General features: G+C 74.5%; 18 protein-coding genes. 9 read left to right on the top strand and 9 right to left on the bottom strand.

Going from position 1 to position 20,863, the window contains the following annotated elements:
• Positions 1-123: 123 nt before the first annotated feature.
• Positions 124-672: an ATP-binding protein gene (locus IE257_RS09230; RefSeq protein ID WP_189966615.1), complete on the bottom strand. Its 549-nt coding sequence runs from the start codon at positions 670-672 to the stop codon at positions 124-126.
• Between the two features lie 199 nt (positions 673-871).
• On the opposite strand from IE257_RS09230, the gene cds1 reads away from it, so the two are divergent.
• Together cds1 and IE257_RS09240 are read left to right on the top strand one after the other, a co-directional pair.
• Positions 872-2,026 (top strand): L-cysteine desulfhydrase Cds1, encoded by a 1,155-nt coding sequence (gene cds1, locus IE257_RS09235; RefSeq protein WP_189966616.1) that lies wholly within the window; start codon positions 872-874, stop codon positions 2,024-2,026.
• A 144-nt stretch (positions 2,027-2,170) separates the two neighbouring features.
• Complete coding sequence (locus tag IE257_RS09240) at positions 2,171-2,998, top strand: hypothetical protein (RefSeq protein WP_189966618.1); 828 nt, start codon at positions 2,171-2,173, stop codon at positions 2,996-2,998.
• On the opposite strand, the gene IE257_RS09245 is transcribed toward IE257_RS09240, so the two are convergent.
• Complete coding sequence (locus IE257_RS09245; RefSeq protein WP_189966620.1) at positions 2,970-3,458, bottom strand: SRPBCC family protein; 489 nt, start codon at positions 3,456-3,458, stop codon at positions 2,970-2,972. The two genes, IE257_RS09240 and IE257_RS09245, sit on opposite strands and share 29 nt — an antisense overlap.
• Positions 3,459-3,701: 243 nt before the next feature.
• On the opposite strand from IE257_RS09245, the gene IE257_RS09250 reads away from it, so the two are divergent.
• Positions 3,702-6,098: a hypothetical protein gene (locus IE257_RS09250; protein WP_189966622.1), complete on the top strand. Its 2,397-nt coding sequence runs from the start codon at positions 3,702-3,704 to the stop codon at positions 6,096-6,098.
• Here the strand turns inward: IE257_RS09250 and IE257_RS09255 are convergent.
• The 5 genes from IE257_RS09255 to IE257_RS09275 all read right to left on the bottom strand — a co-directional run bounded on the left by IE257_RS09255 (position 6,040) and on the right by IE257_RS09275 (position 12,268).
• Positions 6,040-8,511 carry a right-handed parallel beta-helix repeat-containing protein gene (locus IE257_RS09255; RefSeq protein WP_189966624.1) on the bottom strand — a complete coding sequence of 824 codons (2,472 nt, stop codon included), beginning with the start codon at positions 8,509-8,511 and terminating at the stop codon, positions 6,040-6,042. The genes IE257_RS09250 and IE257_RS09255 overlap by 59 nt on opposite strands.
• A 137-nt stretch (positions 8,512-8,648) precedes the next feature.
• Positions 8,649-9,266 carry an Rv1733c family protein gene (locus tag IE257_RS09260; RefSeq protein ID WP_189966626.1) on the bottom strand — a complete coding sequence of 206 codons (618 nt, stop codon included), beginning with the start codon at positions 9,264-9,266 and terminating at the stop codon, positions 8,649-8,651.
• 198 nt (positions 9,267-9,464) lie between these two features.
• Positions 9,465-10,289 carry an MOSC domain-containing protein gene (locus IE257_RS09265; protein WP_189966628.1) on the bottom strand — a complete coding sequence of 275 codons (825 nt, stop codon included), beginning with the start codon at positions 10,287-10,289 and terminating at the stop codon, positions 9,465-9,467.
• Between the two features lie 47 nt (positions 10,290-10,336).
• A complete protein-coding gene (locus IE257_RS09270) occupies positions 10,337-10,843 on the bottom strand; it encodes a DUF6643 family protein (protein ID WP_189966630.1) in 507 nt (168 codons plus the stop codon).
• Between the two features lie 246 nt (positions 10,844-11,089).
• The gene (locus IE257_RS09275; RefSeq protein ID WP_189966632.1) at positions 11,090-12,268 is read right to left on the bottom strand and encodes a glycosyltransferase; all 1,179 of its coding nucleotides are present in this window, start codon (positions 12,266-12,268) and stop codon (positions 11,090-11,092) included.
• 358 nt (positions 12,269-12,626) lie between these two features.
• On the opposite strand from IE257_RS09275, the gene IE257_RS09280 reads away from it, so the two are divergent.
• Both IE257_RS09280 and IE257_RS09285 read left to right on the top strand, forming a co-directional pair.
• Positions 12,627-13,418: a glutamate racemase gene (locus IE257_RS09280; protein ID WP_189966634.1), complete on the top strand. Its 792-nt coding sequence runs from the start codon at positions 12,627-12,629 to the stop codon at positions 13,416-13,418.
• 143 nt (positions 13,419-13,561) lie between these two features.
• A complete protein-coding gene (locus tag IE257_RS09285; RefSeq protein WP_189966636.1) occupies positions 13,562-15,172 on the top strand; it encodes an ABC-F family ATP-binding cassette domain-containing protein in 1,611 nt (536 codons plus the stop codon).
• On the opposite strand, the gene IE257_RS09290 is transcribed toward IE257_RS09285, so the two are convergent.
• Complete coding sequence (locus IE257_RS09290) at positions 15,142-16,065, bottom strand: ADP-ribosylglycohydrolase family protein (protein WP_189967319.1); 924 nt, start codon at positions 16,063-16,065, stop codon at positions 15,142-15,144. The two genes, IE257_RS09285 and IE257_RS09290, sit on opposite strands and share 31 nt — an antisense overlap.
• Positions 16,065-16,655 carry a TetR/AcrR family transcriptional regulator gene (locus tag IE257_RS09295; RefSeq protein WP_189966638.1) on the bottom strand — a complete coding sequence of 197 codons (591 nt, stop codon included), beginning with the start codon at positions 16,653-16,655 and terminating at the stop codon, positions 16,065-16,067. Before IE257_RS09295 ends, IE257_RS09290 begins: the two co-directional genes overlap by 1 nt.
• Before the next feature lie 111 nt (positions 16,656-16,766).
• Between IE257_RS09295 and IE257_RS09300 the strand changes: the two genes are divergently transcribed.
• The 4 genes from IE257_RS09300 (at position 16,767) to IE257_RS09315 (ending at position 20,802) form a co-directional block, all read left to right on the top strand.
• Positions 16,767-17,900 carry an FAD-dependent oxidoreductase gene (locus IE257_RS09300; RefSeq protein ID WP_189966640.1) on the top strand — a complete coding sequence of 378 codons (1,134 nt, stop codon included), beginning with the start codon at positions 16,767-16,769 and terminating at the stop codon, positions 17,898-17,900.
• Positions 17,901-18,026: 126 nt separating this feature from the next.
• On the top strand, positions 18,027-18,542 hold the full coding sequence (locus IE257_RS09305) for a hypothetical protein (protein WP_189966643.1): 516 nt from the start codon (positions 18,027-18,029) through the stop codon (positions 18,540-18,542).
• 111 nt (positions 18,543-18,653) lie between these two features.
• The gene (gene lnt, locus IE257_RS09310) at positions 18,654-20,279 is read left to right on the top strand and encodes an apolipoprotein N-acyltransferase (RefSeq protein WP_189966645.1); all 1,626 of its coding nucleotides are present in this window, start codon (positions 18,654-18,656) and stop codon (positions 20,277-20,279) included.
• A gap of 37 nt (positions 20,280-20,316) precedes the next feature.
• On the top strand, positions 20,317-20,802 hold the full coding sequence (locus IE257_RS09315) for an NUDIX hydrolase (RefSeq protein WP_189966647.1): 486 nt from the start codon (positions 20,317-20,319) through the stop codon (positions 20,800-20,802).
• The last annotated feature ends 61 nt before the right edge of the window (positions 20,803-20,863 follow it).

Below are 20,863 nucleotides of genomic sequence, written 5' to 3' on the forward strand. Positions count from 1 at the left end.
CGCACCGGATCGCACCGGAGCGGATCGCACCGGATCGCACCGGAGCGGATCGCACCGGACCGCACCGGATCGCACCGGAGCGGCCCGGACCGGTCAGGCCGGGCCCGGTGGGCAGGCGGTCGGTCATCCGGGCCGGGCACCGACCGGCGATGCCACCGGGAGACCTGCTGCCGCGGGCCCCGGGTCGACGGCCAGGAGCACCGCACGCGCGGGTTCTCGTACGGGGGTGGTCCTGATCGGGACCGGCCGGGCCGGTTCCGCCGGGGCCGCGGTCGTCGTGAGCGAGAACCACACCGCCTTGCCGGGCCCGTCGGGCCGCTCGCGTGCCCCCCAGGCCTCGCTGAGCGCCTCCACGAGGGCGAGCCCGCGCCCGCAGGTCTCCAGCGCCTCCGCCCGCGTCTCGTGGACGACCGGCAGCCGTGGATCGCTGTCGATGACCGAGACCGTCAGTCGCCCGAGCCGGAGTTCGATCTCCACGGTGCAGGTCTTGTCCGGCTGCGCGTGGCGGTGGACGTTGCTGAGCAGTTCCGTCACGCCGAGCGCGGCCCGGTCTATGAGCGGGTCGAGCTCCCAGTGGCGCAGTTGTGCAGAAACGATTCTGCGGATTTGGCCGATCCGCGACGGCAAGGCCTGCAGTTCGACGACGCAGTGCCTGCGGGAATGAGTTATCACGGCTGCGACTCCCCGACATGAGTGTTACGGGTGCTGCACCCTCGGTAATGCTCCACCAGGGTCACCCACGGTGCCGCACAGTGCAACCGAACGCGATCGAAAGGGATTCGCATGGATCCCCAAAGCGAACGTTTGTGCAGGTGGGAGAGGTACATTGCGAAGAAGGGGGGCGAAGTTCACCCACGAAGGAGCGCGGCACATGAGCACCACCGGCACTACCAGAACCACCGGTACCACCGGTACGACTGCCACGACCGTCGACGTCGATCGCAGCGACGGGGACTACCGCGCCTGGCTGAAGGAGGCCGTCCGCAAGGTCCAGGCCGATGCCAACCGCTCCGCCGACACCCACCTGCTGCGCTTCCCGCTCCCCGAGGAGTGGGGGATCGACCTGTACCTCAAGGACGAGTCCACGCACCCGACGGGCTCCCTCAAGCACCGCCTCGCGCGCTCGCTCTTCCTGTACGCGCTCTGCAACGGCTGGATCCGTCCCGGCCGCCCGGTCATCGAGGCCTCCTCCGGCTCCACCGCCGTCTCGGAGGCGTACTTCGCCAAGCTGATCGGCGTCCCCTTCATCGCCGTCATGCCGCGCACGACCAGCCCGGAGAAGTGCCGCCTCATCGAATTCCACGGCGGGGAATGCCACTTCGTGGACGACTCGATGAAGATGTACGAGGAGTCCGCCGAGCTCGCCGCCCGGACGGGCGGGCACTACATGGACCAGTTCACGTACGCGGAGCGCGCCACCGACTGGCGCGGCAACAACAACATCGCCGAATCGATGTACCAGCAGCTGCGCCTGGAGCGGTACCCCGAGCCCGCCTGGATCGTGGCGACCGCCGGCACCGGCGGCACCTCGGCGACCATCGCGCGTTACGTGCACTACATGCAGCACGACACCCGCATCTGCGTCCCGGACCCGGAGAACTCCTGTTTCTTCGACGGCTGGACCAACAACGACCCCGGGGCGAGCAGCGATTGCGGCTCCCGCATCGAGGGCATCGGCCGGCCGCGGATGGAGCCGAGCTTCGTGCCCGGGGCCATCGACCGGATGATGAAGGTTCCGGACGCGGCGAGCGTCGCCGCCTGCCGCGCCCTGGAGACGGCGATAGGGCGCAAGGCGGGCGGCTCGACCGGCACCGGCGTGTGGAGCGCCCTGAAGATCATCTCGGAGATGGTGGCGCAGGGCCGCACGGGCAGCGTCGTCACCCTGCTGTGCGACCCGGGCGACCGCTACCTGGACAAGTACTACTCCGACGAGTGGCTGGCGGCGCAGCGGCTCGACATCGCCCCCTACACGAAGACCCTCGACACGCTGCTGACGACGGGTGTCTGGCGCGAGCCCACCGCCTGACACCCCGTCGCGGCGGCAGGCCCGCCCGGGGCGGGGTCCGCATGTCGCGCCGCCGTGCCGGGCCCGTGACGAAAGCGCCCTGGTGGCACGGGGGTTGCCTGGCTACGCTCGGCGAAATCGGATCACGGGCGGCCGGGGGGAAGCATGGCGGGCATCGAGTACAGCAGACCTGAGCGGGACGCGCGTGCACGGGCCCGGACGACCGGCCCGGACGACCGGCCCGCGGGCGAGAGCAGGGCCGAGATCAGGATCGAAAGCCCGGCCGACAGCAGGGCCGAGGGCCGGGCCGACAGCGGGGGATCCCGTCTGGAGTGCCCGAGCTGCCGCCGCTCCGACGAGGTCCGCGCCGTCCCGGCCGTCCGTCTCGGCGGGCAGCGCCGGTTCCACGAGGAGACCGGCGACGGAGAACGGCGCACCGACGTCCGCGAGATCGTCCCGCGGCTGGCCGACGCGCTGGCTCCGGCCCCGCCGCCGCCGGAGACTTCGGGGCGCACCGCGCTGGGCGTGCTGCTCGTCCTGGTGTCGATCGGTACGTTCATCGGCGGTTCGCTGGGCGGGAAGTGGTTCGCCGACGCGCCCGGGGGCGAGCAGGCCGAGTGGTCGGCCGGGACCTGGGGAGCCGGCACCGCGCCCGGCCCGTCGGCCCCCGGGGCCGAACTCCTGTTCCTGGGCTGGATCTCGGCGTTCGCCCTGCTGGGGGCGGTCCTGCTGATCGTGACGGCCGCCCGGACGCAGCGGGCGTTCCGGGCCCGGGTGGCGGCCGGCCGGATCGCTGCCGAGGACGTTTGGTCCCGTGGCTGGTGCTGCGCGCGCTGCGCGGTGGTCCACTTCGCCGCCGGGCCGGGGATGACGCTGCAGGAATTCCGCAGGGCCGTCTGGAGTGCGGGCGGCTACGGAGAACTGGCCGAGGTGTACCGGGTGTCCGGGGCGACGGTGGACCCGGCTACTGACCGGCCCCGCGCCGGGCGGTGAGCTGCCGGTCCAGCGCTCGGACCGCCGTGCGGAAGGAGTGGCCCAGGCCCGGGCGGGCGGCGGCGAGGCCGAGGCGGAACGCGGTCGGCCCGTCCGCGGCGAAGGTCCAGCGCACGTGCGTCCCGGAACCGGCCGGCGTCAGCCGCCACTCCTCCAACAGGGCCCGCACGCCAGGGGCGTTGGTGGTGTCGACCCGGTACGCGTACCGCTGATCGGGATCGGCCGCCATGACGGTCTCCTCGAAGCGCACCCCGCCCCGCAGCCTGATCTCGCGGCCCGCGCCCCCCTGCGTGGGGCGGGCCAGGGTCACCGCACCGAACCAGGCGGGCCAGCCCGTCACCTCCTCGGCGAGCGCGTGGTACACGGCCTCGGGAGGCGCCGCGGTCCCGGTGTCGAAGACCAGCCGTACCGGCGCGTCCTCGATGAAGTCCAGTCCCACCGGACGGAGTCGGCGAGCCATGGCAGTACCCCCTGGGACGGTGATCTGAACGCGTGTGCGCGCCACCATAGCCCCGCGTCGGCCAGAAGTCCGTAGCGATCTCCTTCCGAATCGCCGCCGGTCCTGACCGATTCCGGGGTGCCCCCGGCCGTTCGGTGTCGATCTCTGATGATCTCTGTCGATCCCCGCGCGGGGCCTGGGCAGCGGCCCCGTCCCGCGGGATGCTGGAGCCGCGCCCGTCCCGCCCCGCGAGCGGAGGCAGCCGTGCCCGACCGCGCCCAGCCCGACGCTTCTCGGCCCGACACCCCCCGGCCCGAGACCCCACTCGCCCTCGAACTCCTGGTCCACGGAGTCGCCGGCGCCGCCCCCGCCGAGCTGCTCGGCGATCCGCGGACCGTCCGCGTCACCGGCGACTCCACCGCCGCCGTCTTCCGCCGCACCGAGGACGCCGACGCCGAGGCCCACCCCGAGCGGTACGCCGGGCGGCCCGTCCCCGAGGCCTACTGCTGGTCCCGGCTCACCTCCGGCAACGGCGCCCGCGCCCTGTGGCTGCTGCTCCTGCCCTTCATGGTGGCCAACCTCGCCCACTGGGCCCGGCCCGCCACGTCCACCGCCGACCCCGACCCGCGCGCCGTGCGCACGTACGGGGTCCTCGTACGGGTCCTCGCCCTCAGCCTGACCGTGCTGCTCATCGCCGCCTCCTGCGAGGTCGCCCTCGACCTCCTCGCCTGGCAGTGCGCGGGCTCCGGGACCTGCGCCGGCTCCCGCTCCTGGCTCGGATTCCTCGGGCCCGGCGGCGGCTGGTGGGCCCAGCCCGGCCGGCGCCTCGCCCTCGGTGCGCTGGTCCCCACCGCATTGACCGGGCTGCTCTGGTACCTGTCGAACCGCACCTGGAGCGCCTACGAGTCCCAGCCGCCCCCCGCGGGCGCCGCCGACCCGGACACCGCCTCGGACACCGCGCCCGCGCTCGGGCGCCCCGGATTCTGGTACGGCCGCCGGCTCGTGGCCCGGCTGCGCGCCGCGCACACCGCCGCCGGGCTGCTCACCGTGGCGGTGGCCGTCTCCGTACCGACCGCCCGCCACGACCGCCGGGCCGGGGCTCCCGTCCTCGCGGCCCTCGGCACGGTGACGCAGGTCCTGCTCGCCGCCGGGGCCGTCACCGTGGCCTGGGTCGTGTGCCGGCGCGGCCGCACCGAGGCCCGGCCCGACCACCGGCTCGACCGGGCGGCCGTCACCCTGCTGCCCGGGGCCGCCCTCGCCCTGCTCGCCGCCGTTGTGCTGCACGCCTGTTGGCCGCGCCCCGGCTGGACCGCCACCGGACGGCTCCCCGGTGACCTGACCTTCGGTGTGCTCATGCTGGGCCAGGGGCTCTGCGTGCTGGCCCTCGCCGCCGTCGCCCGCTACCTGTACCGCAGGGCCCCCGACCCGGCCACCGCCCTGCACGGCCTCGGCGGGCCCGCCGTCGCCATGCTCGGCTGCGCGCTCGGCGGGGTGATGTCCGGTGGCGTCGCGCAGCGCGTCGCCGACTGGCTGGACGGGGGAGCCACCCCCGGGATGCCGGGCGCCGCGCTGCCCGGGCCGCCCGTACTGCTGTCCTGGCAGGCCGCGGTACTGCCCCCGCTGCTCCTCGTACTGGCGCTGCTCGCGGGCTGGTTCGCGGTGCGCGGAGCGCGCGAACGGAGCCGCCTCGCCGCCACCGTGGCCGCCGAGTACCCGGGCGAGACACCGGACCGCGCCCGCAGCCGCCGGATCGCCGGGGCAAGGACCGCGGCGGCGCTCACCGACTCCGCGCCCTGGTTCGTGGCGGCCGTCTCCGGGATCACCCTGGTGCTCGGCGCGGGCGCGCTGGCCGGGGCCTGGCTCAGCGGAGAGGTTCCGGGCGAGGCCGCCCGCGGGACCGCGCCGCTGCTCGAAGCCGCCGCCCGCGCCGCCCAGGACGCCGGGTCCTGGCTCATCGGCATCGGCATCGCCGCCTTCGTCGCCTGGGGCCGGCGCGCCTACCGGGATCCCGCCGCCCGCCGGACCATAGGGATTCTGTGGGACGTCGGTACCTTCTGGCCGCGCGCCGCGCACCCCTTCGCACCGCCCTGCTACGCCGAGCGGGCCGTCCCCGACCTGACCTGGCGGATGGCCGGCTGGACCGGCCGCACGGGCGGCCGCCTCGTCATCTCCGGCCACTCCCAGGGGAGCGTGCTCGCCGCCGCGGCCGTGTGGCAACTGCCGCCGGCCGCCCGCCGCCGGGTCGCCCTGCTCACCTACGGATCCCCGCTCGCCCGCCTCTACGGACGCTGGTTCCCCGCCTACTTCGGCCCCGGACCGCTCACCGCCCTGCACCGCGAGGTCGACTGCTGGCGCAACCTCTGGCGGGCCACCGACCCCATCGGCGGGCCGGCACTGCCCGGCGCGGGCCAGGACGTCGACCGTGGCCCGCTCGCCGACCCGATCGCCTACGGCCGCAGCGCCCGCCACCCGCTGCCCGCCCCGCTGCTGGGCCACTCCGACTACCAGGCCGACCCGACCTTCGCCACCGAACGCGACGCCCTGCTCACCCGGTTGGACACCGCCGCACGCGCCGACGTCCCGGGACAGCGGGTTGTCGTGGTCAGCAAGGAGCGGGCAGCGCCGGCAGCGTCGGCAGATCCGCCGGGAACAGCAGGGTGAGCTCGTCCGTACTGGGCTCCGAGAGCTGGGCCACCCGTCCCGCGTGCCGCTCCACCATCGACTCGAAGGTCTGGCGGGCCGTACGGCCGTTACCGAAGGCCGGGCCCTTGGGCAGCTTGGTGAAGTACGTCAGCAACGCCTGCGAGGTACCCTCCCCGAGCCGGTACTCGTGCTCCTCGGCCTGCTGCTCCACGATCCGCAGCAGCTCCTCGGGCCCGTAGTCGCCGAAGGTGATGGTCCGGGAGAACCGCGAGGCCACCCCAGGATTCACGGTCAGGAAGCGCTCCATCTCCGCCGTGTACCCGGCGACGATCACCACCACCGCGTCCCGGTGGTCCTCCATCAGCTTCACCAGTGTGTCGATCGCCTCGCGCCCGAAGTCCCGGCCCGAGTCCTCCGGGGCCAGCGCGTACGCCTCGTCGATGAACAGAACCCCGCCGCGCGCCCGGTCGAAGGCCTCCTGCGTACGGATCGCCGTGGAGCCGATGTGCTCACCGACCAGATCCACCCGGGACACCTCGACCAGGTGCCCGCGCTCCAGCACCCCGAGCGAGGCCAGGATCTCCCCGTACAGCCGGGCCACCGTGGTCTTGCCGGTGCCGGGGGAGCCGGTGAAGACCAGGTGCCGGCGCACCGAGGCGGCCTTGAGGCCCGCCAGCTGCCGGCGGCGGCCCACCTCGATCATGTCGGTGAGTGCCCGAACCTCACGCTTGACGCTGTCCAGACCCACCAGCGCGTCGAGCTGGCCCAGCATCTCGCCGGACTCCCGCGGGGCGGTGCCCGGGGCGGCCTGCGACCCGTCCGCGGGCCGCGGCACGGACGGTGGCGGCGGCTGCTGCGCCGCAGGCACCGCGGGGCTCTGCACTCCGGTGACCGTACGGATGCCCGACCGTTCGCCCCCGGCGGGAACCCCGCCCGCGCCGGACCGGGCCGCCGCCCGCGTGCCGGACGCGTCGCCGGTGCAGTCCTGCGCGGTCGGCCCGTCCTCCGCGAACTCGTAGCCCCCGCGGGCGCAGCGCTCGGTGTGGCAGCGCGTCAGCGTGGTGCGGCAGCCGTCCATGACGTGGAAGCCGAAGCCGGAACTGTCCGACACCCGGCAGGCCGTGAAAGTGCCCCGGCCGCCTGCCGACACATAGAAACCGGCCTCGGCCGCGGAGGTGACGGTGCACCGCTCCAGGGCAGGGTCGGCCCCCTTGGTGACGATGACACCGGTCTGTACGGCGTCGATGGTGCAACCGGCGAGCGTGCCGCCACTGCCGTGGTCGCGGAACCAGGCCCCGGTCGCCGCCTCACGGATCCGGCAGTCGTCGAGCTGGGCGGTGGCCCCGTCGCTCACCGAGACGGCGGTGTTGCGCACCTGGGACAGATCGCTGTCGACCACGTCGACGCGCGACCCGCGGTCCAGGACGAACAGGGCGTCCGGCACGTCGTGCACCCGGCAGGAGTCGAGGGAGACGGTGGCCCCGTCACTGATCCACACCGCCGGATAGTCGCCCGTACTGTCGTGGATCTCGCAGGACTCGGCGTCCACCCGGGTGCCCGGGTCCCACACGGACAGCCCGTTGCGGCCGAACCGGCGCACCGTGGTGCGACTGAGGGTGAGCACCGAACGGGACCGCAGATCGACCGCGTTCTCCGGGATGTCGTGGATGTCGCAGCCGGCCAGGGTGAGCACCGCGTCGGTGTCGAGCGTGACCCCGTCGGCCGAGGTGCGGTGCACCGAGCAGTCGGTGAGCCGTGCCGTGGCGCGCGCGGCGATCTGCACCCCGGCGCCCTTGACCTCGTACACCTCGCAGCCCAGTGCCTCCAGCCCGGACCCTTCCCCGGTGACCCCGATGCCCGCGCCCGTGGCGTGGTGGATCCGGCAGCGCTCCAGCCGGGGGCGGCCCCCGCCGCGCACCGAGACGCCGTTCTGCCCGGCGGCCACGACCTCGCACTCCTCGAACACCCCGCCGCCGCCGTCCAGTACGGCGATGCCGACGCCGGCCGGATTCTCCACCGTGCAGCGCCGCACCAGGGGCCGGGCCCCGGCGCCGCGCACCTCGATGCCCGCGGCGGAGTGGGTGCTCACGCGCAGGTCGGTCAGTTCGGGGCAGCCGTCCTCCACCAGCAGGGCGGGCGCCGCCCGGTCCTGGCCCTCCAGGTACAGGTCCTGGATCACGGCCGAGGCCCGCACGGTCAGCGCGACCCCGTCGAGCGGGGCGATCCGTACCGATCCGGCCCCGCCCTCGGGTCCGCGGAGGGTGACGGCATGGTGCAGCACCAGGTTCTCGCGGTAGGTGCCGGGGGCGATGGACAGTACGTCCCCGTCGCCCGCCACGGCGAGCGCGGCGGTCAGTGTCGGATACTCACCGGAGCGGCGCCGCCACCGCGAAGACCCGCCGTGCGTCACCTGGACCGTGCCCTGAACCATGGTGCTGTCGTGCCCCCACCCTCGTGCTCGCGCTGCCGATACGACCGAAGCCACTGAAGTCTGAAGTCACCGAAGTAACTGGAGAGACCGATCCGGCGGCTCCACCGTAGCGCGCGCGGAGCCGATGAGCCGCCAGGTCAACTGCCCGCACCCGCTCGACCCCAGTCCGGTCCGGTGGCGGCCCAGGCCCGGTCCAGACGTATGTACCGCCGATGCATGAGCCGTCGTACGACCAGCCGCCTGACCGTCTCGCCCAGCGCGGCCACGCAGATCGCGGCGGCCAGGCCCGCCATCCCCGCGTGGAACACGGCCGAGGACGGGTCGAGCGGCTGCCCCACGAGCCGGCCGCGCGCATCGGTCCAGATCCGGAACCGGTCGCCGGGGTGCGACGGTTCCTCCGCGGCCGGCACCGTGCCCTGGTGGCTGCTGCCGTCCGGTGCGGTCCACACGGCCACGATCTGCGTACGGTGCGGGGCCGTCCGCTGCGCCGACGGGTCGGCGGCCGAACCCGAGGCCTGCTCCGACTCCGCGGCCGGCCGGACCACCACCGCCGGTACGAGGTGACGCTCCTGCTGCTGCTCGTGCGCGGCCTGCTGCAGCGTGCCGTCCACCTGCCGGCCGGCGACCCAGCCGACGGCCGGAGCCACCAGCAGGACACACACCAGCGCGGCGAACGCCACCCACGCCTCGAAGAGATCGGTCGGCCGGCGCAGCGGATTGCGCCGCCAACGCCACACGCCCATTGCTGTCCGCACGGTCCGGCTCCCCCAACCTGTGCCAGTGTCCGCCTGTCTGCGCCCCTGTCCTGACTGATCCAACGGCCTGGTCATGCCGGTTGGTTCCAGCCCGGGCGCCGAGCCCCTCGAAGGTGTCAATCCGGTCGGCCGGTCGCCGGTCCGCGACCGCCCGCCCCGTACACCCGTTCCGCCCGGACCGGGGCGATCCCGGTCGCGTCATACGAGGACGCGGACCTCGTCGCCGACCCGCACCGTACCCAGCCGCACCGGCACCAGGAGCCGCCCGAAGGCGAGCGACCGGCCGATCCGCCGGTGCCGGGCCAGGGTCTTCAGCGGTTCCTTGCCGCGCTCCGCCGTCGCCTGGTCGGTGGTGGTGACGACACACCGCCCGCATTCCCGTACCCCGCGGAAGACGGCGTCGCCGATCGCGATGCGCTGCCAGCCGTCCTCCGCCCAGGCCTCGGCCCCGGAAACCACCACATTGGGGCGGAAACGGTTCATCGGCAGCGGGCCCTCCTCGGGGTGGTCCCCCTGCGAGATCAGCGAGTTGAGGGCGTCCAGCGAGGCGAGCGTGGTGATCAGCAGGGGATAGCCGTCCGCCAGACTCACCGTCTCGCCCGGCAGTGCGTAGTCCGGATCCACAGGACGGCGTACGGCGGGATCATCCATGTGCACCAGGCGTACCGGCTCCCCGAGGTACGCGCTGAACCAGTCGGCCGCTGCGCTCGCCGCGACCACGGTCTCGACCTTCTTCCCGAACAGCACGGCCGGCTCCAGCGGACCCGGCTCGGGCACCTCCACGAACAGCTCCGCCATACCGGGCGCGGTCACGGCGATCGGGCCGCCGCCCGTGGGACGGGCCGCGGCCAGGGCGAGGCGCGGATGCCGGCGCTGGGTGATGACCGTGCCCTCGGGATCGATCAGTGCCCAACGCCGGTCCTCGGACAGACCCCAGGGCTCCACGGCCACCTCGTCGGGAGCGGTCCCCGCTACCGATTTGACGGGATGGACATGGAGCGCCTGCACGTGCAAGTTCGACATGGGGGCATCCTGCCAGCCCCTCCGCTGCCCCGCGTCTCAGAGGCCCGTCAGTAGCCGCGTCCCTGGTAGGGGCGGCCGTACGGATCCTCGTACGAGGCGGCCGGCACCGGTGCGGGCACCTGCATCGGACGCGGTGCGGCCGGGCGCATGGCCTCGTACCCGGTGGCCATGGCGGCCGGGCGGGGCTGCTGCGGCTGGGGCTGCGGCATGTACCCGCCGCGGGCCGCCATCGGCTGCTGCTGCGGGATGTACGGGGCCGGCGCCTGCTGCAGCGGCATCGGCTGGGGGGCCGACTGCTGCTGGTACGGGTATCCGTACCCCGAAGTCTGCTGCTGGGGCTGGGCCGGGGGCAGCGCGGGCAACGACGAGGCGAGGGCCGGCAGGTAACCGCCGCTCGAGTATCCGGCACTCGGGGACTCGTAGGCGGCCGGGACGCGGATCGGGGCGATCTGCGGGGTGCCGCGTTCGGCGACGAGGGAGTCGTAGATGGGGGTGTCCGGGAAGGAGGGCGCGGAGTAGTAACCGCCGCCATAAGTGGAGCGGGGGGAGGTCATGGGACCTAAGTTAAGCCCACGACTTCACCGGGTCCATAGCGAGGTGTCGTCAACACCGCCCTGACCTGCATATTCGCAGGTCAGGGCCTCACCTTTCACTTGACGTTCACGTGCACGATTCGCCACTTCCATCCCACCTTGTTCCTACTCGTACTCACCGGTTGGGTGTTGCACCGACTTCGCGCTGACGCGGTGTCACAACGCGGTGACCTCGGATGATGTTGTGCGTGGCAGTGGTTTGCCGTTTCAGGCGTCGCTGGGACGGGCATAGGTGCGGCCCTTCCAGGATGCCCCGCGGCCCCGGTAGTGCTGCACGGCCGAGTCGACGGTCATCAGGAGGTACAGCAGCGCGGTGAACGGAAGCAGCGGCGCGAGCGCGGCGGGCTGGCGGTAGTACCGGAGCATCGGCAGGTAGGTGCCCGCCATCAGCAGCCACGCCAGGCCGCCCGGCCAGGCCAGGGCCGGATGCCCGGTCGCGAGACCGGTCAGCAGGGCGGCCGGGGGCACGAGGTAGACGAGCGCCAGCCCGGCGACCGTGCCGGCCAGCAGAAGGGGCTGGTGGCGCAGTTGGGCGTAGGCGCTGCGCGCGACCATCCGCCACAGGTCCGCGAGTGCGGGGTACGGACGCACGCTGTCGACCCGCTCCGCCAGCCCCAGCCAGATCCGCCCGCCGGAGCGCTGCACCGCGCGGGCGAGCGATACGTCGTCGATGACCGCCTGGCGGATGGAGTCGGGGACGCCGGCCCGCACGGCGGTGTCGGTGCGCAGCAGGACGCAGCCGCCGGCGGCCGCCGCGGTCCGTGCGGAGGGCCGGTTGATCCGGCGGAAGGGGTAGAGCTGGGCGAAGAAGTACACGAAGGCCGGTACGACGAGCCGCTCCCAGAGACCGGCCACCCGCAGGCGGGCCATCTGGGAGACGAGGTCGAGGTCGGCGGAGGTCGCGGCGGCGACCAATTCGCGCAGACTGTCGGGTTCGTGTGCGATGTCGGCATCGGTGAGGAGGAGGAACTCGGGCTCGGCGGCGTGCGCGGTACGGGCGATCGCGATGCCGTGCCGGAGCGCCCACAGCTTGCCGGTCCAGCCGGGGGCGGGGTCGCCGGGGGAGGCGACGGTGAGGGGGAGTCCGGGGTGCTCCGCGGCGAGCCGGCGTGCGAGCTCGCCGGTGCCGTCCGTGCTCCCGTCGTCGACGAGGACTACCTCGGCCTCGCCGGGATAGTCCTGGGCGATCAGCGAGGGCAGGCTCCGCGGCAGCACCTCGGCCTCGTCCCTGGCGGGGACGATGATCGCGACGGACGGCCAGCGGGTGGGTGCGGTGCGGTGCGGGAGGCGGACGTCGGTCCGCCAGAACATGCCCTGGGCGAGGGTGAGCCAGAGCCAGGCGGCGAGGGAGGCGTATGCCGCGCAGGCGGCGGTGAGGAGGCCCATGGCGGCAGTGTCCCGCGCCCGACCGGGCCTGTCCCGCACCCGCCCACCCCGGGCGCGGTGGGCCTCCCGGCCGGGGCCGCGACGACCTCCCGGCCCCGCGTGGTGTCCTCGCCGGCCGGTGCCGTGACCTCGCGGCCGGGCGGGCTGGGCTGCGCGGCCGATCCGTGGTGCGGCCACAGGAGCGGTCCCGGCCCGGGCGTGGTGGCGTCCTGATCCCTGGTGCGGCCGCGCCCGGTCCGGTGTGGGCGGCCCCCCTCGGCTCCGGGCGTGGTTTGCATCGCGGCGGGGGATCGTCGGGTGGGGGTCCGGGTTGCGGGGTTGGGGCCGCGGCGGGGTGGGTGTCGACTAAGGTGGCCGGGTGAAGATCGCGCTCATGGACTCCGGAATCGGCCTCCTCGCGGCGGCCGCGGCGGTGCGGCGGCTGCGGCCGGACGCCGACCTGGTCGTGTCCTCCGACCCGGACGGAATGCCCTGGGGTCCGCGGACCCCCGCCGACCTCACCGAGCGGGCGCTCGCCGTCGCCCGGGCCGCCGCCGCGCACCGCCCGGACGCGCTGATCGTCGCCTGCAACACCGCGAGCGTGCACGCCCTGGACACCTTGCGGGCGGAGTTGGAGCCGGCGATCCCGGTCATCGGGACCGTGCCGGCGATCAAGCCCGCCGCGGCTGCCGGCGGCCGGGTGGCCATCTGGGCCACCCCCGCCACCACCGGCAGTACCTATCAGCGCGGGCTCATCCGCGACTTCGCCGCCGGGGCCCGGGTCACCGAGGTGCCCTGCCCCGGGCTCGCCGACGCGGTGGAAGCGGCCGACGACGCCGCCGTGACGGCCGCCGTGGCCGCGGCCGCCGCGCTGACTCCGGCCGACGTCACCGACGTGGTGCTCGGCTGCACGCACTACGAGCTCGTCGACGGCGCCATCCGGGCCGCCCTCGCCGCGCGGACCCGCGGAACGGAGCTCGTCTACCACGGTTCCGCCGAGCCCGTCGCGGTCCAGGCGCTGCGCCGTCTGGGCCTGCGGCCCGAGCCCGAACTGCCGCGCACGGGCAGCCTGACCGTGCTGCGCAGCGGGCGCGTGGGGACCTTGCCCGCAGCCGCGCTCGCGTACGCCGAGGGTCGACTGCTCGCGGGCCAGGGCGCGCCCGTCGGCTGACCGCGCCCGACGCGCGGCGCCCGACCACTCCTCCCGCGAGACGAATCGTCTTGCCCCCGATCCGGACCTGCACTACGGTTGACAACAAAACGAGACGGTACGGTTCGTCTCGGCGTGTCGCTCACCCCTGGAAGGAACCGCCCTTGCGCGCTCCACTCGCCACCACCCGGATCGTCCTGTCCGAGGTCACCAAGAGCTACGACACCCGCGTCGTCCTGGAGCGCGTCAGCTGTACGGTCCGGCCCGGCGAGCGGGTCGGCGTCGTCGGCGACAACGGCTCCGGCAAGTCCACTCTCCTCGGGCTCCTCGCCGGACGGGAGCGACCCGACCACGGCGAGGTCACCGTCACCGCCCCCGGCGGACTCGGACACCTCGCGCAGACCCTCGACCTCCCACCCACCGCGCGCGTCGGCGAGGCGATCGACCTCGCCCTCGCGGACCTGCGCGCCCTGGAGTGCCGGATCCGCGCCGCCGAAACCCGGCTCCACCGGGCCGGCCCCGAGGAACTCGTCGCCTACGGAGACCTCCTGGCCGCCTACGATGCCCGTGGCGGCGGCGATGCCGAACGGCGCGTCAGGACCACCCTGTACCGCCTCGGCGAACGCGGCGCTCCCGACCCGGACCGCCGACTCGGAACGCTGTCCGGTGGCCAGCGCTCCCGGCTCGCGCTCGCCGTGGTCCTGGCCGCCGAGCCGGAGCTGCTGCTGCTCGACGAACCCACCAACGACCTCGACGACGAGGCGGTCGCCTGGCTGGAGGAGCACCTGCTCGCCCACCGCGGCACCGTCGTCGCCGTCACCCACGACCGGCTGTTCCTCGACCGCGTCACCACCGCCATCCTCGAGGTCGACCAGGACCGCCGGACGGTGCACCGGTACGGCAACGGCTACGCGGGCCACCGCACGGCCCGCGCCGCCGAACGGGCCCGCCGGGAGCGGGAGTACGAGCAGTGGCGGGAGGAGGTCCACAGCGCCGAGCGGCTCGCCGACACCAACATCGGGCGGTTCGCCGCGATCCCGCGCAAGCTGCCGCGCGGCTTCAGCGGGGCCGGCGCCTTCCGCGCCCGGTCGCGCACCCACGGCGCCGCGAGCCGCATCCGCACCGCCCGCGAACGACTGCACCGGCTGACCGAGCACCCGGTCCCGCCGCCCCCGCGCCCGCTCGTCTTCACCGGCCGGTTCACCGAGGGCGCGGCGGGGGCCGTGGAGATCGCGGGGGCGGCCCTGCCGGGCCGGCTCCCGCCCGTCTCGCTCACCCTGGCGCCGGGGGAGCGGCTCCTGGTGACCGGAGCCAACGGCGCCGGGAAGTCCACCCTGTTGCACCTGCTCGCGGGTGAACTGAAGCCCGCGCAGGGCAGCGTACGCACCCCTGCGCGGGTGGGGCTGCTCCGGCAGGACGACCCGTGGCAACGCGAACTCCGCTCCGTCGTCGAGGTGTTCGGACCGGAGTACGCCGACCGGGTGGCCGGGTACGGCCTGCTCGCACCGGCGGACCTCGCCCGGCCGGTGCGCGAGCTCTCGGCCGGTCAGCGCCGCAAGCTGGAGCTGGCCCGGCTGGTGGAGCGGCCGCTCGACCTGCTCCTGCTGGACGAGCCCACGAACCACCTGGCCCCGGCCGTGGTGGAGGAACTGGAGGCGGCCCTCGCGCATTTCGGCGGCACCCTGATCCTGGTCACGCACGACCGGCGGCTGCGCGCGGCCTTCCCGGGGCGGCGTCTGGAGCTTCAGCGCGAGCCGGCCGCCGCGAGCCGCTGAGCCAGCGCGGCGAGGTCGTCCGCGTCCAGGACCCGGCCACCGAAGCCCGGCAGCGGCACGTGGAGCGTCGCCGTCCAGTGCTCCGGGACCGCCTGCCGGCCGTACCGGGCCCCGGCCAGGGCTCCGGTCACCGCGGCCACCGTGTCGGTGTCCCCGCCCAGGTCCACGGCGGCCCGTACCGCCCCCGCGAAGGTGGTGGTGGTCCGCAGCGCCCACACCGCCGAGCCCAGGCAGGGCCACACCGCCCCGTTGAACTCGGTGGCCCGATCCGGATGCCAGTCCGGGGCGAGTACGCGTCCGTACCGCTCGCGGTGGTCCGGGTGCACCGCGGCGAGCGCTGCGGGGAGGGCGGCCAGTGGATCGGCCCCCTGCAGGGCGACGCGGACGAGCTCGTGCAGGATCGCGGTCCCCTCCCAGGCGGCCCGGTCGCCGTGCGTCAGCGCCGCGATCTGCCGGGCGGCGTCCATGGTCGCCCGCTGTCCGGCGGGAGCGAAGTAGACCGCCGAGGTGGCGGCCCGCATCAGGGAACCGTTGCCCGCGGCCCGCGCGTTGACCTGGAAGTGCAGGGCCGCGGCGAGCTCCCAGGGCTCGCCGTTGGTCAGCACGTCCTCGGTCTGCAGCCCGATGTCCTTGGGCTGCCCCGCCGCCCAGCGGCGGAACCGGCCGAAGATGTCGGGGAGTTCGAGACCGCCGCACTCCAGCAGGGATTCGGCGACCAGGACGGCCATCTGCGTGTCGTCCGTCGCCTCGCCCGGGTCCCAACCGCCGCCCCCGGCCATCTCCGCGCCACGCGCGGTCAGTTCCCCCGCGGGGCCGAACTCGTAGGGCGCGCCCAGCGCGTCGCCCGCCGCCGAGCCGACGACGGCTCCCACGGCCCGGTCCAGTGAGGTGATCACCGGTTCGCCTCCGCGCACACGTTCGCCAGCAGGTCGCGCGCGAAACGGTCCAGGTCGTCCAGGCCCGCCGCCGCCAGGGTGGCCGGCGCGCCGGTCAGCAGGTGGGGGATCGCGCCGTGCAGGGCGAGGGTCAGGGTGCTGGCCCGTCCGGGCCCGGCGGGCAGTCCGGCCGCGCCCAGCAGATGCGCGTATGCCGCGAAGTCGGACTCCGCGACCGGGTCCAGCAGTGCGGCCAGCCAGGGCCGCCGCGCCGCCTCGGCCCGGAGCTCCAGATAGGCCAGCACGCGGGGGCGTCCGGGCCCGGCCACATCGCGCAGCAGCCCTGCGAGCAGGGCCGCGAGCTGCGCCGCGTCGGCGGGACCCGGTGCCGCCCCGGCGAGGGCCGCGGCCAGCGCCCGGTACTGCTCCGCGCAGCGTTCGGCGGCACCCCTGAGCAGGGCGTCGCGGGTCGGGAAGTAGTTCTTGGCGGTGCCCGTCGGCACCGCGGCGGCCGCGTCGACGGCCCGGTGCGTCAGCCCGCGCCCGCCCGTTTCCGCCAGTACGGCGACGGCCGCGTCCCGCAGCCGGTCCCTCCGGTCCTGGTTCACCTTGTCAGCATAACCACAGCCGTGGTACTACGGATGGAGTACCACGGCTGTGGTGGTCATGGTCGGGTGTCGCGGTACGTCGGGTGTCGCGGTACGAGGAAGGGGACGGCCATGAGCGAAACCGGAACCGAATCCGAAGGCCAAACCGGAACCGAATCCGAAGGCGGAAACGGAGCACGGACCGGGCAGGGGCGCGGGGCCGGCACGGCCGTGGTCGTCGGCGCGGGAGTCGGCGGACTCGCCACCGCCGTCGGCCTGCGCCGCGCCGGCTGGGAGGTGACCGTCCTCGAACGGCGGACCGCGCCCGAACGGTACGGAACCGCCTTCGGCATCCACCCCTCCGCCCAGGGCGCGCTCGACCGGCTCGGCCTCGGCGACGCGCTGCGGGCACGGGCGGTCCCGTACCGGGGGGCCCGGATCCGCCGCCCCGACGGCAGGGTGCTGGCCGCCCTTCCCCTCGAACGGATCGAGCGCCGGGCCGGCCGCCCGGAACTGCTCGTCTCCCGGCCCCACCTGATCGACGCGCTGCTCGCCGGGCTCGACCGGCTCGGCGGCGTGCGGATCGCCTACGGGCAGCAGCTCGCCGACCCGGCCGCACTCGACGCCGACCTGGTCGTCGGCGCCGACGGCATCAACAGCGTGGTGCGCGGCGCACGCTTCGGCGGCGAGAGCGGTCCGCGCCCGATCGGTACGGTCGCCTGGATCGGCATCGCCGGATTCGAGACCGGCCTGTACGGCGAGACCTGGGGCGCGGGCCGCTTCTTCGGCATGACCCCGGTCGAGGCCGGCCGCACCAACTGGTACGCCACCGTCCCCGAGGCCACCACCGCCCAAGAGGTACGGGAGGCCTTCGCGAACTGGCACGACCCCATCCCGCGCGTGCTGGCCGAGACCGACCCCGCGACCTGGATCCGGTACGAGATGCGCCACCTGTACCCCGCGCTCCCCACCTTCGTCGCCGACGGCCGGATCGCCCTCGTCGGGGACGCCGCCCACGCCATGACGCCCAACCTCGGCCAGGGCGCCTGCACCGCCCTCCTGGACGCCGAAGCCCTGACCCGGGCCGTTTCCGCGGCCGGCTCGGCCGGCTCGGCCGGGCTGCCGGGCGCCCTGCGCGCGTACGACACCGAGCGCCGCCGCAGCGCCCAGCGCGTCGCCTTCGGCTCCCGGAACCTGCACCGCTTCATGACCGGCCGCCGCCCCGCCCTGCGGGACGCGCTCGTCCGCCTGCTGCCGAAGAACTAGGCCGGGCCGGAGGCAGGGCTCCACGGCGGGCGGAACGGCGGGCGGGACGGCGAGCCGCAGGGGGGCGCCGAACCGGTTGGGCGCGAGACAGTGGCGGGCAAGCGGAACGTGAGTACGCTGCTACACATGACGGGTCACCCTCCGGGTCCGCTCTGGGCGGGCCGCGCCTCCAACCGTGCGCAGTGGCTGCTCGCAGCCGTCGGTGCGGCCTGTCTGGCGCTCGGCATCGAACTGGCCGTCGACTACGCCTGGACCGCCGGCATCGTCCCCCTCCTCATGTCCGTCATCGGCTGCCTCGCCGTCGGGCTGCTCATCCTCTACGGCACCCTGGCCTTCGTGCACGTCGCCGTCACCGTCGACGCCGAGGCCATGGAGGTGCGCTGCGGCCACATAGGGGTGCCGCGCCGCAGGATCCGGCTCACCGAGGTCACCTCCGCCGAGTTCGTCCCCAGCATCACGCCGCAGCAGTGGGGAGGCTGGGGCCACCGCTGGCGCCCCGAGAAGGGCACCGCGATCATCGTGCGGCGCGGCGAGGGCGTGGCCCTCACCCTGGGCGACGGCAAGCGCTTCACCGTCACCGTCGACGACGCCGAGAACGCCGTCCGCGTCATCCGTACCCACCTGCGCGCCCTCGCGCGCTAGACGGCCCGCCGGCCGTCCATCCGCCATCCGTCCGGCCGTCCGGCCGTGCGCTCCGTGGGTCGGGCCGGGGCCTTACCGGCCCGCGAGGCTCGGGGACGTACACTCCGCCAGATGAGCAGCAGTGTCACCCGCGCCACCGGGAACGAGCCCCCGCAGTCCGCCGACGGGCCCCGGGCCGAGGCGGCCGATTCCCCCGCCACCACCGCGCCCGCCGCGCAGCGGAGGGGATATGGGCTGCTGCGCGCGGGGCTCGCCGCCCTCTCCGGCGTGCTGCTCTACCTCAGCTTCCCACCCCGCCCCCTGTGGTGGCTGGCGCCCTTCGCCCTGGCCCTGCTCGCCGGCTGCCTGCACGGCCGCCGCGCCCGGGCGGGCTTCGGCCTCGGGCTCCTCTCCGGTCTCGGCTTCCTTCTGCCGCTCCTCTCCTGGACCGGCGAGGAGGTCGGCCCGGTGCCCTGGCTGGCGCTGAGCACCCTCGAAGCGGTCCTCATCGGCCTCACCGGCCTCGGTATCGCCCTCGTCAGCCGGCTCCCGGCCTGGCCGCTGTTCGCGGCCGCCGTCTGGGTGGCCGGGGAGGCACTGCGGGCCCGGGCGCCCTTCGGCGGCTTCCCCTGGGGCAAGCTCGCCTTCGGACAGGCCGACGGCGTCTTCACCCCGCTCGTCGCCCTCGGCGGCACGCCGCTGCTCTCCTTCGGCGTCGCCCTCTGCGGATTCGGCCTCTACGAAGCCCTGCGCATCGCCCGCAACCACCCCGGCCGCACCACCGCCGCGCTGACCGCCCTCACCATCGCCGCCCCGATCGGCGCGGGCCTCGCCGCCCGCCCGCTGGTCTCCGACGCGGCCGAGGACGGCACCGTAGTGGCCGCCGTCATCCAGGGCAACGTGCCCCGCCTCGGCCTCGACTTCAACTCCCAGCGCCGGGCCGTCCTCGACAACCACGCCAAGCGCACCGTGCAGCTCGCCGAGGACGTCAGGGCCGGGCGCGCCCCGAAGCCCGACTTCGTCGTCTGGCCGGAGAACTCCTCCGACCTCGACCCCTACGCCGAGCCCGACGCCCACGACGTCATCGACCGGGCGGTCAAGGCCATCGGCGTGCCGGTCGCCATCGGCGCGGTGGTGGCCCCGGAGACGGGCCCGCTGCGCAACACGATGATCCTGTGGGACCCGGTCAAGGGCCCCACCGTCACCTACGACAAGCGCAAGATCCAGCCCTTCGGCGAGCGCATCCCGATGCGCTCCGTCGTGCGGCTCTTCAGCTCCGACGTGGACCGGGTGCGCCGCGACTTCGGTCCCGGCAAGGACCCCGGCGTCTTCGACATGGCCGGCAGCGGCGTCGGCATGGTCACCTGCTTCGAGGCCGCCTTCGACGACGCCGTCCGCTCCACCGTCCAGGACGGCGCGCAGGTGATCGCCGTACCGAGCAACAACGCCACCTTCGGCCGGACCCAGATGACCTACCAGCAGCTGGCCATGGACCGGATCCGTGCCGTCGAGCACAGCCGGACCGTGCTCGTCCCCGTGACCAGCGGGGTCAGCGCCGTCATCCGCCCCGACGGCAGGGTGGTCTCGCAGACGAAGATGTTCACCGCGGACGCGCTGGTCGCCGAGATCCCGCTGCGCTCCGGCCACACCCCGGCCACGGTCCTCGGACCGCTGCCGGAGTACGCGCTGCTGCTGCTCGCGGCCGGTGGCTTCGGCCGGCTCCTGGCCCGCCGGATCGGTTCGCGCCGCGCCGCCTGAAGCGGGACCGGGGGGCGCGGCCTCGTAGGGTCGGGTCATGACCACACCCGAATTCATCCGCAAGATCCGCGCCTCCGCCGGACACCAGCTGCTCCTGCTGCCCGGGGTGACGGCCATCGTCTTCGACGACCTCGGCCGGGTGCTGCTCGGCCGGCGCTCGGACACGGGGCATTGGGCAGTGGTCGGTGGAATCGCCGAGCCGGGGGAGCAGCCCGCCGAGACCGCGGTGCGCGAGGTGTACGAGGAGACGGCGGTGCGCTGCGTCGTCGAGCGCGTGGTGCTCGTCCAGATGACGGAGCGGATGACCTACCCCAACGGTGACATCTGCCAGTTCCAGGACATCACCTTCCGCTGCCGTGCGACGGGCGGCGAGGCGCGGGCCAACGATCACGAGTCCCTCGAGGTGGCGTGGTTCGAGGTGGACGCACTGCCGCCGCTGGATCCCTTCGGCCTGGACCGGATCCAGCGGGCCCTGCGCGAGGAGCCGACCTGGTTCGAGGCCCCTGCCGATCAGCGGCTGTGAGCTGCTCGTACGTGCGCTGTAGGGTGCCGCTGACCCAGGGCGGTCATCGGACAGTCGGACA

Source organism: Streptomyces avidinii (genome assembly GCF_014650695.1).
Classification (GTDB): Bacteria; Actinomycetota; Actinomycetes; order Streptomycetales; family Streptomycetaceae; genus Streptomyces; species Streptomyces avidinii.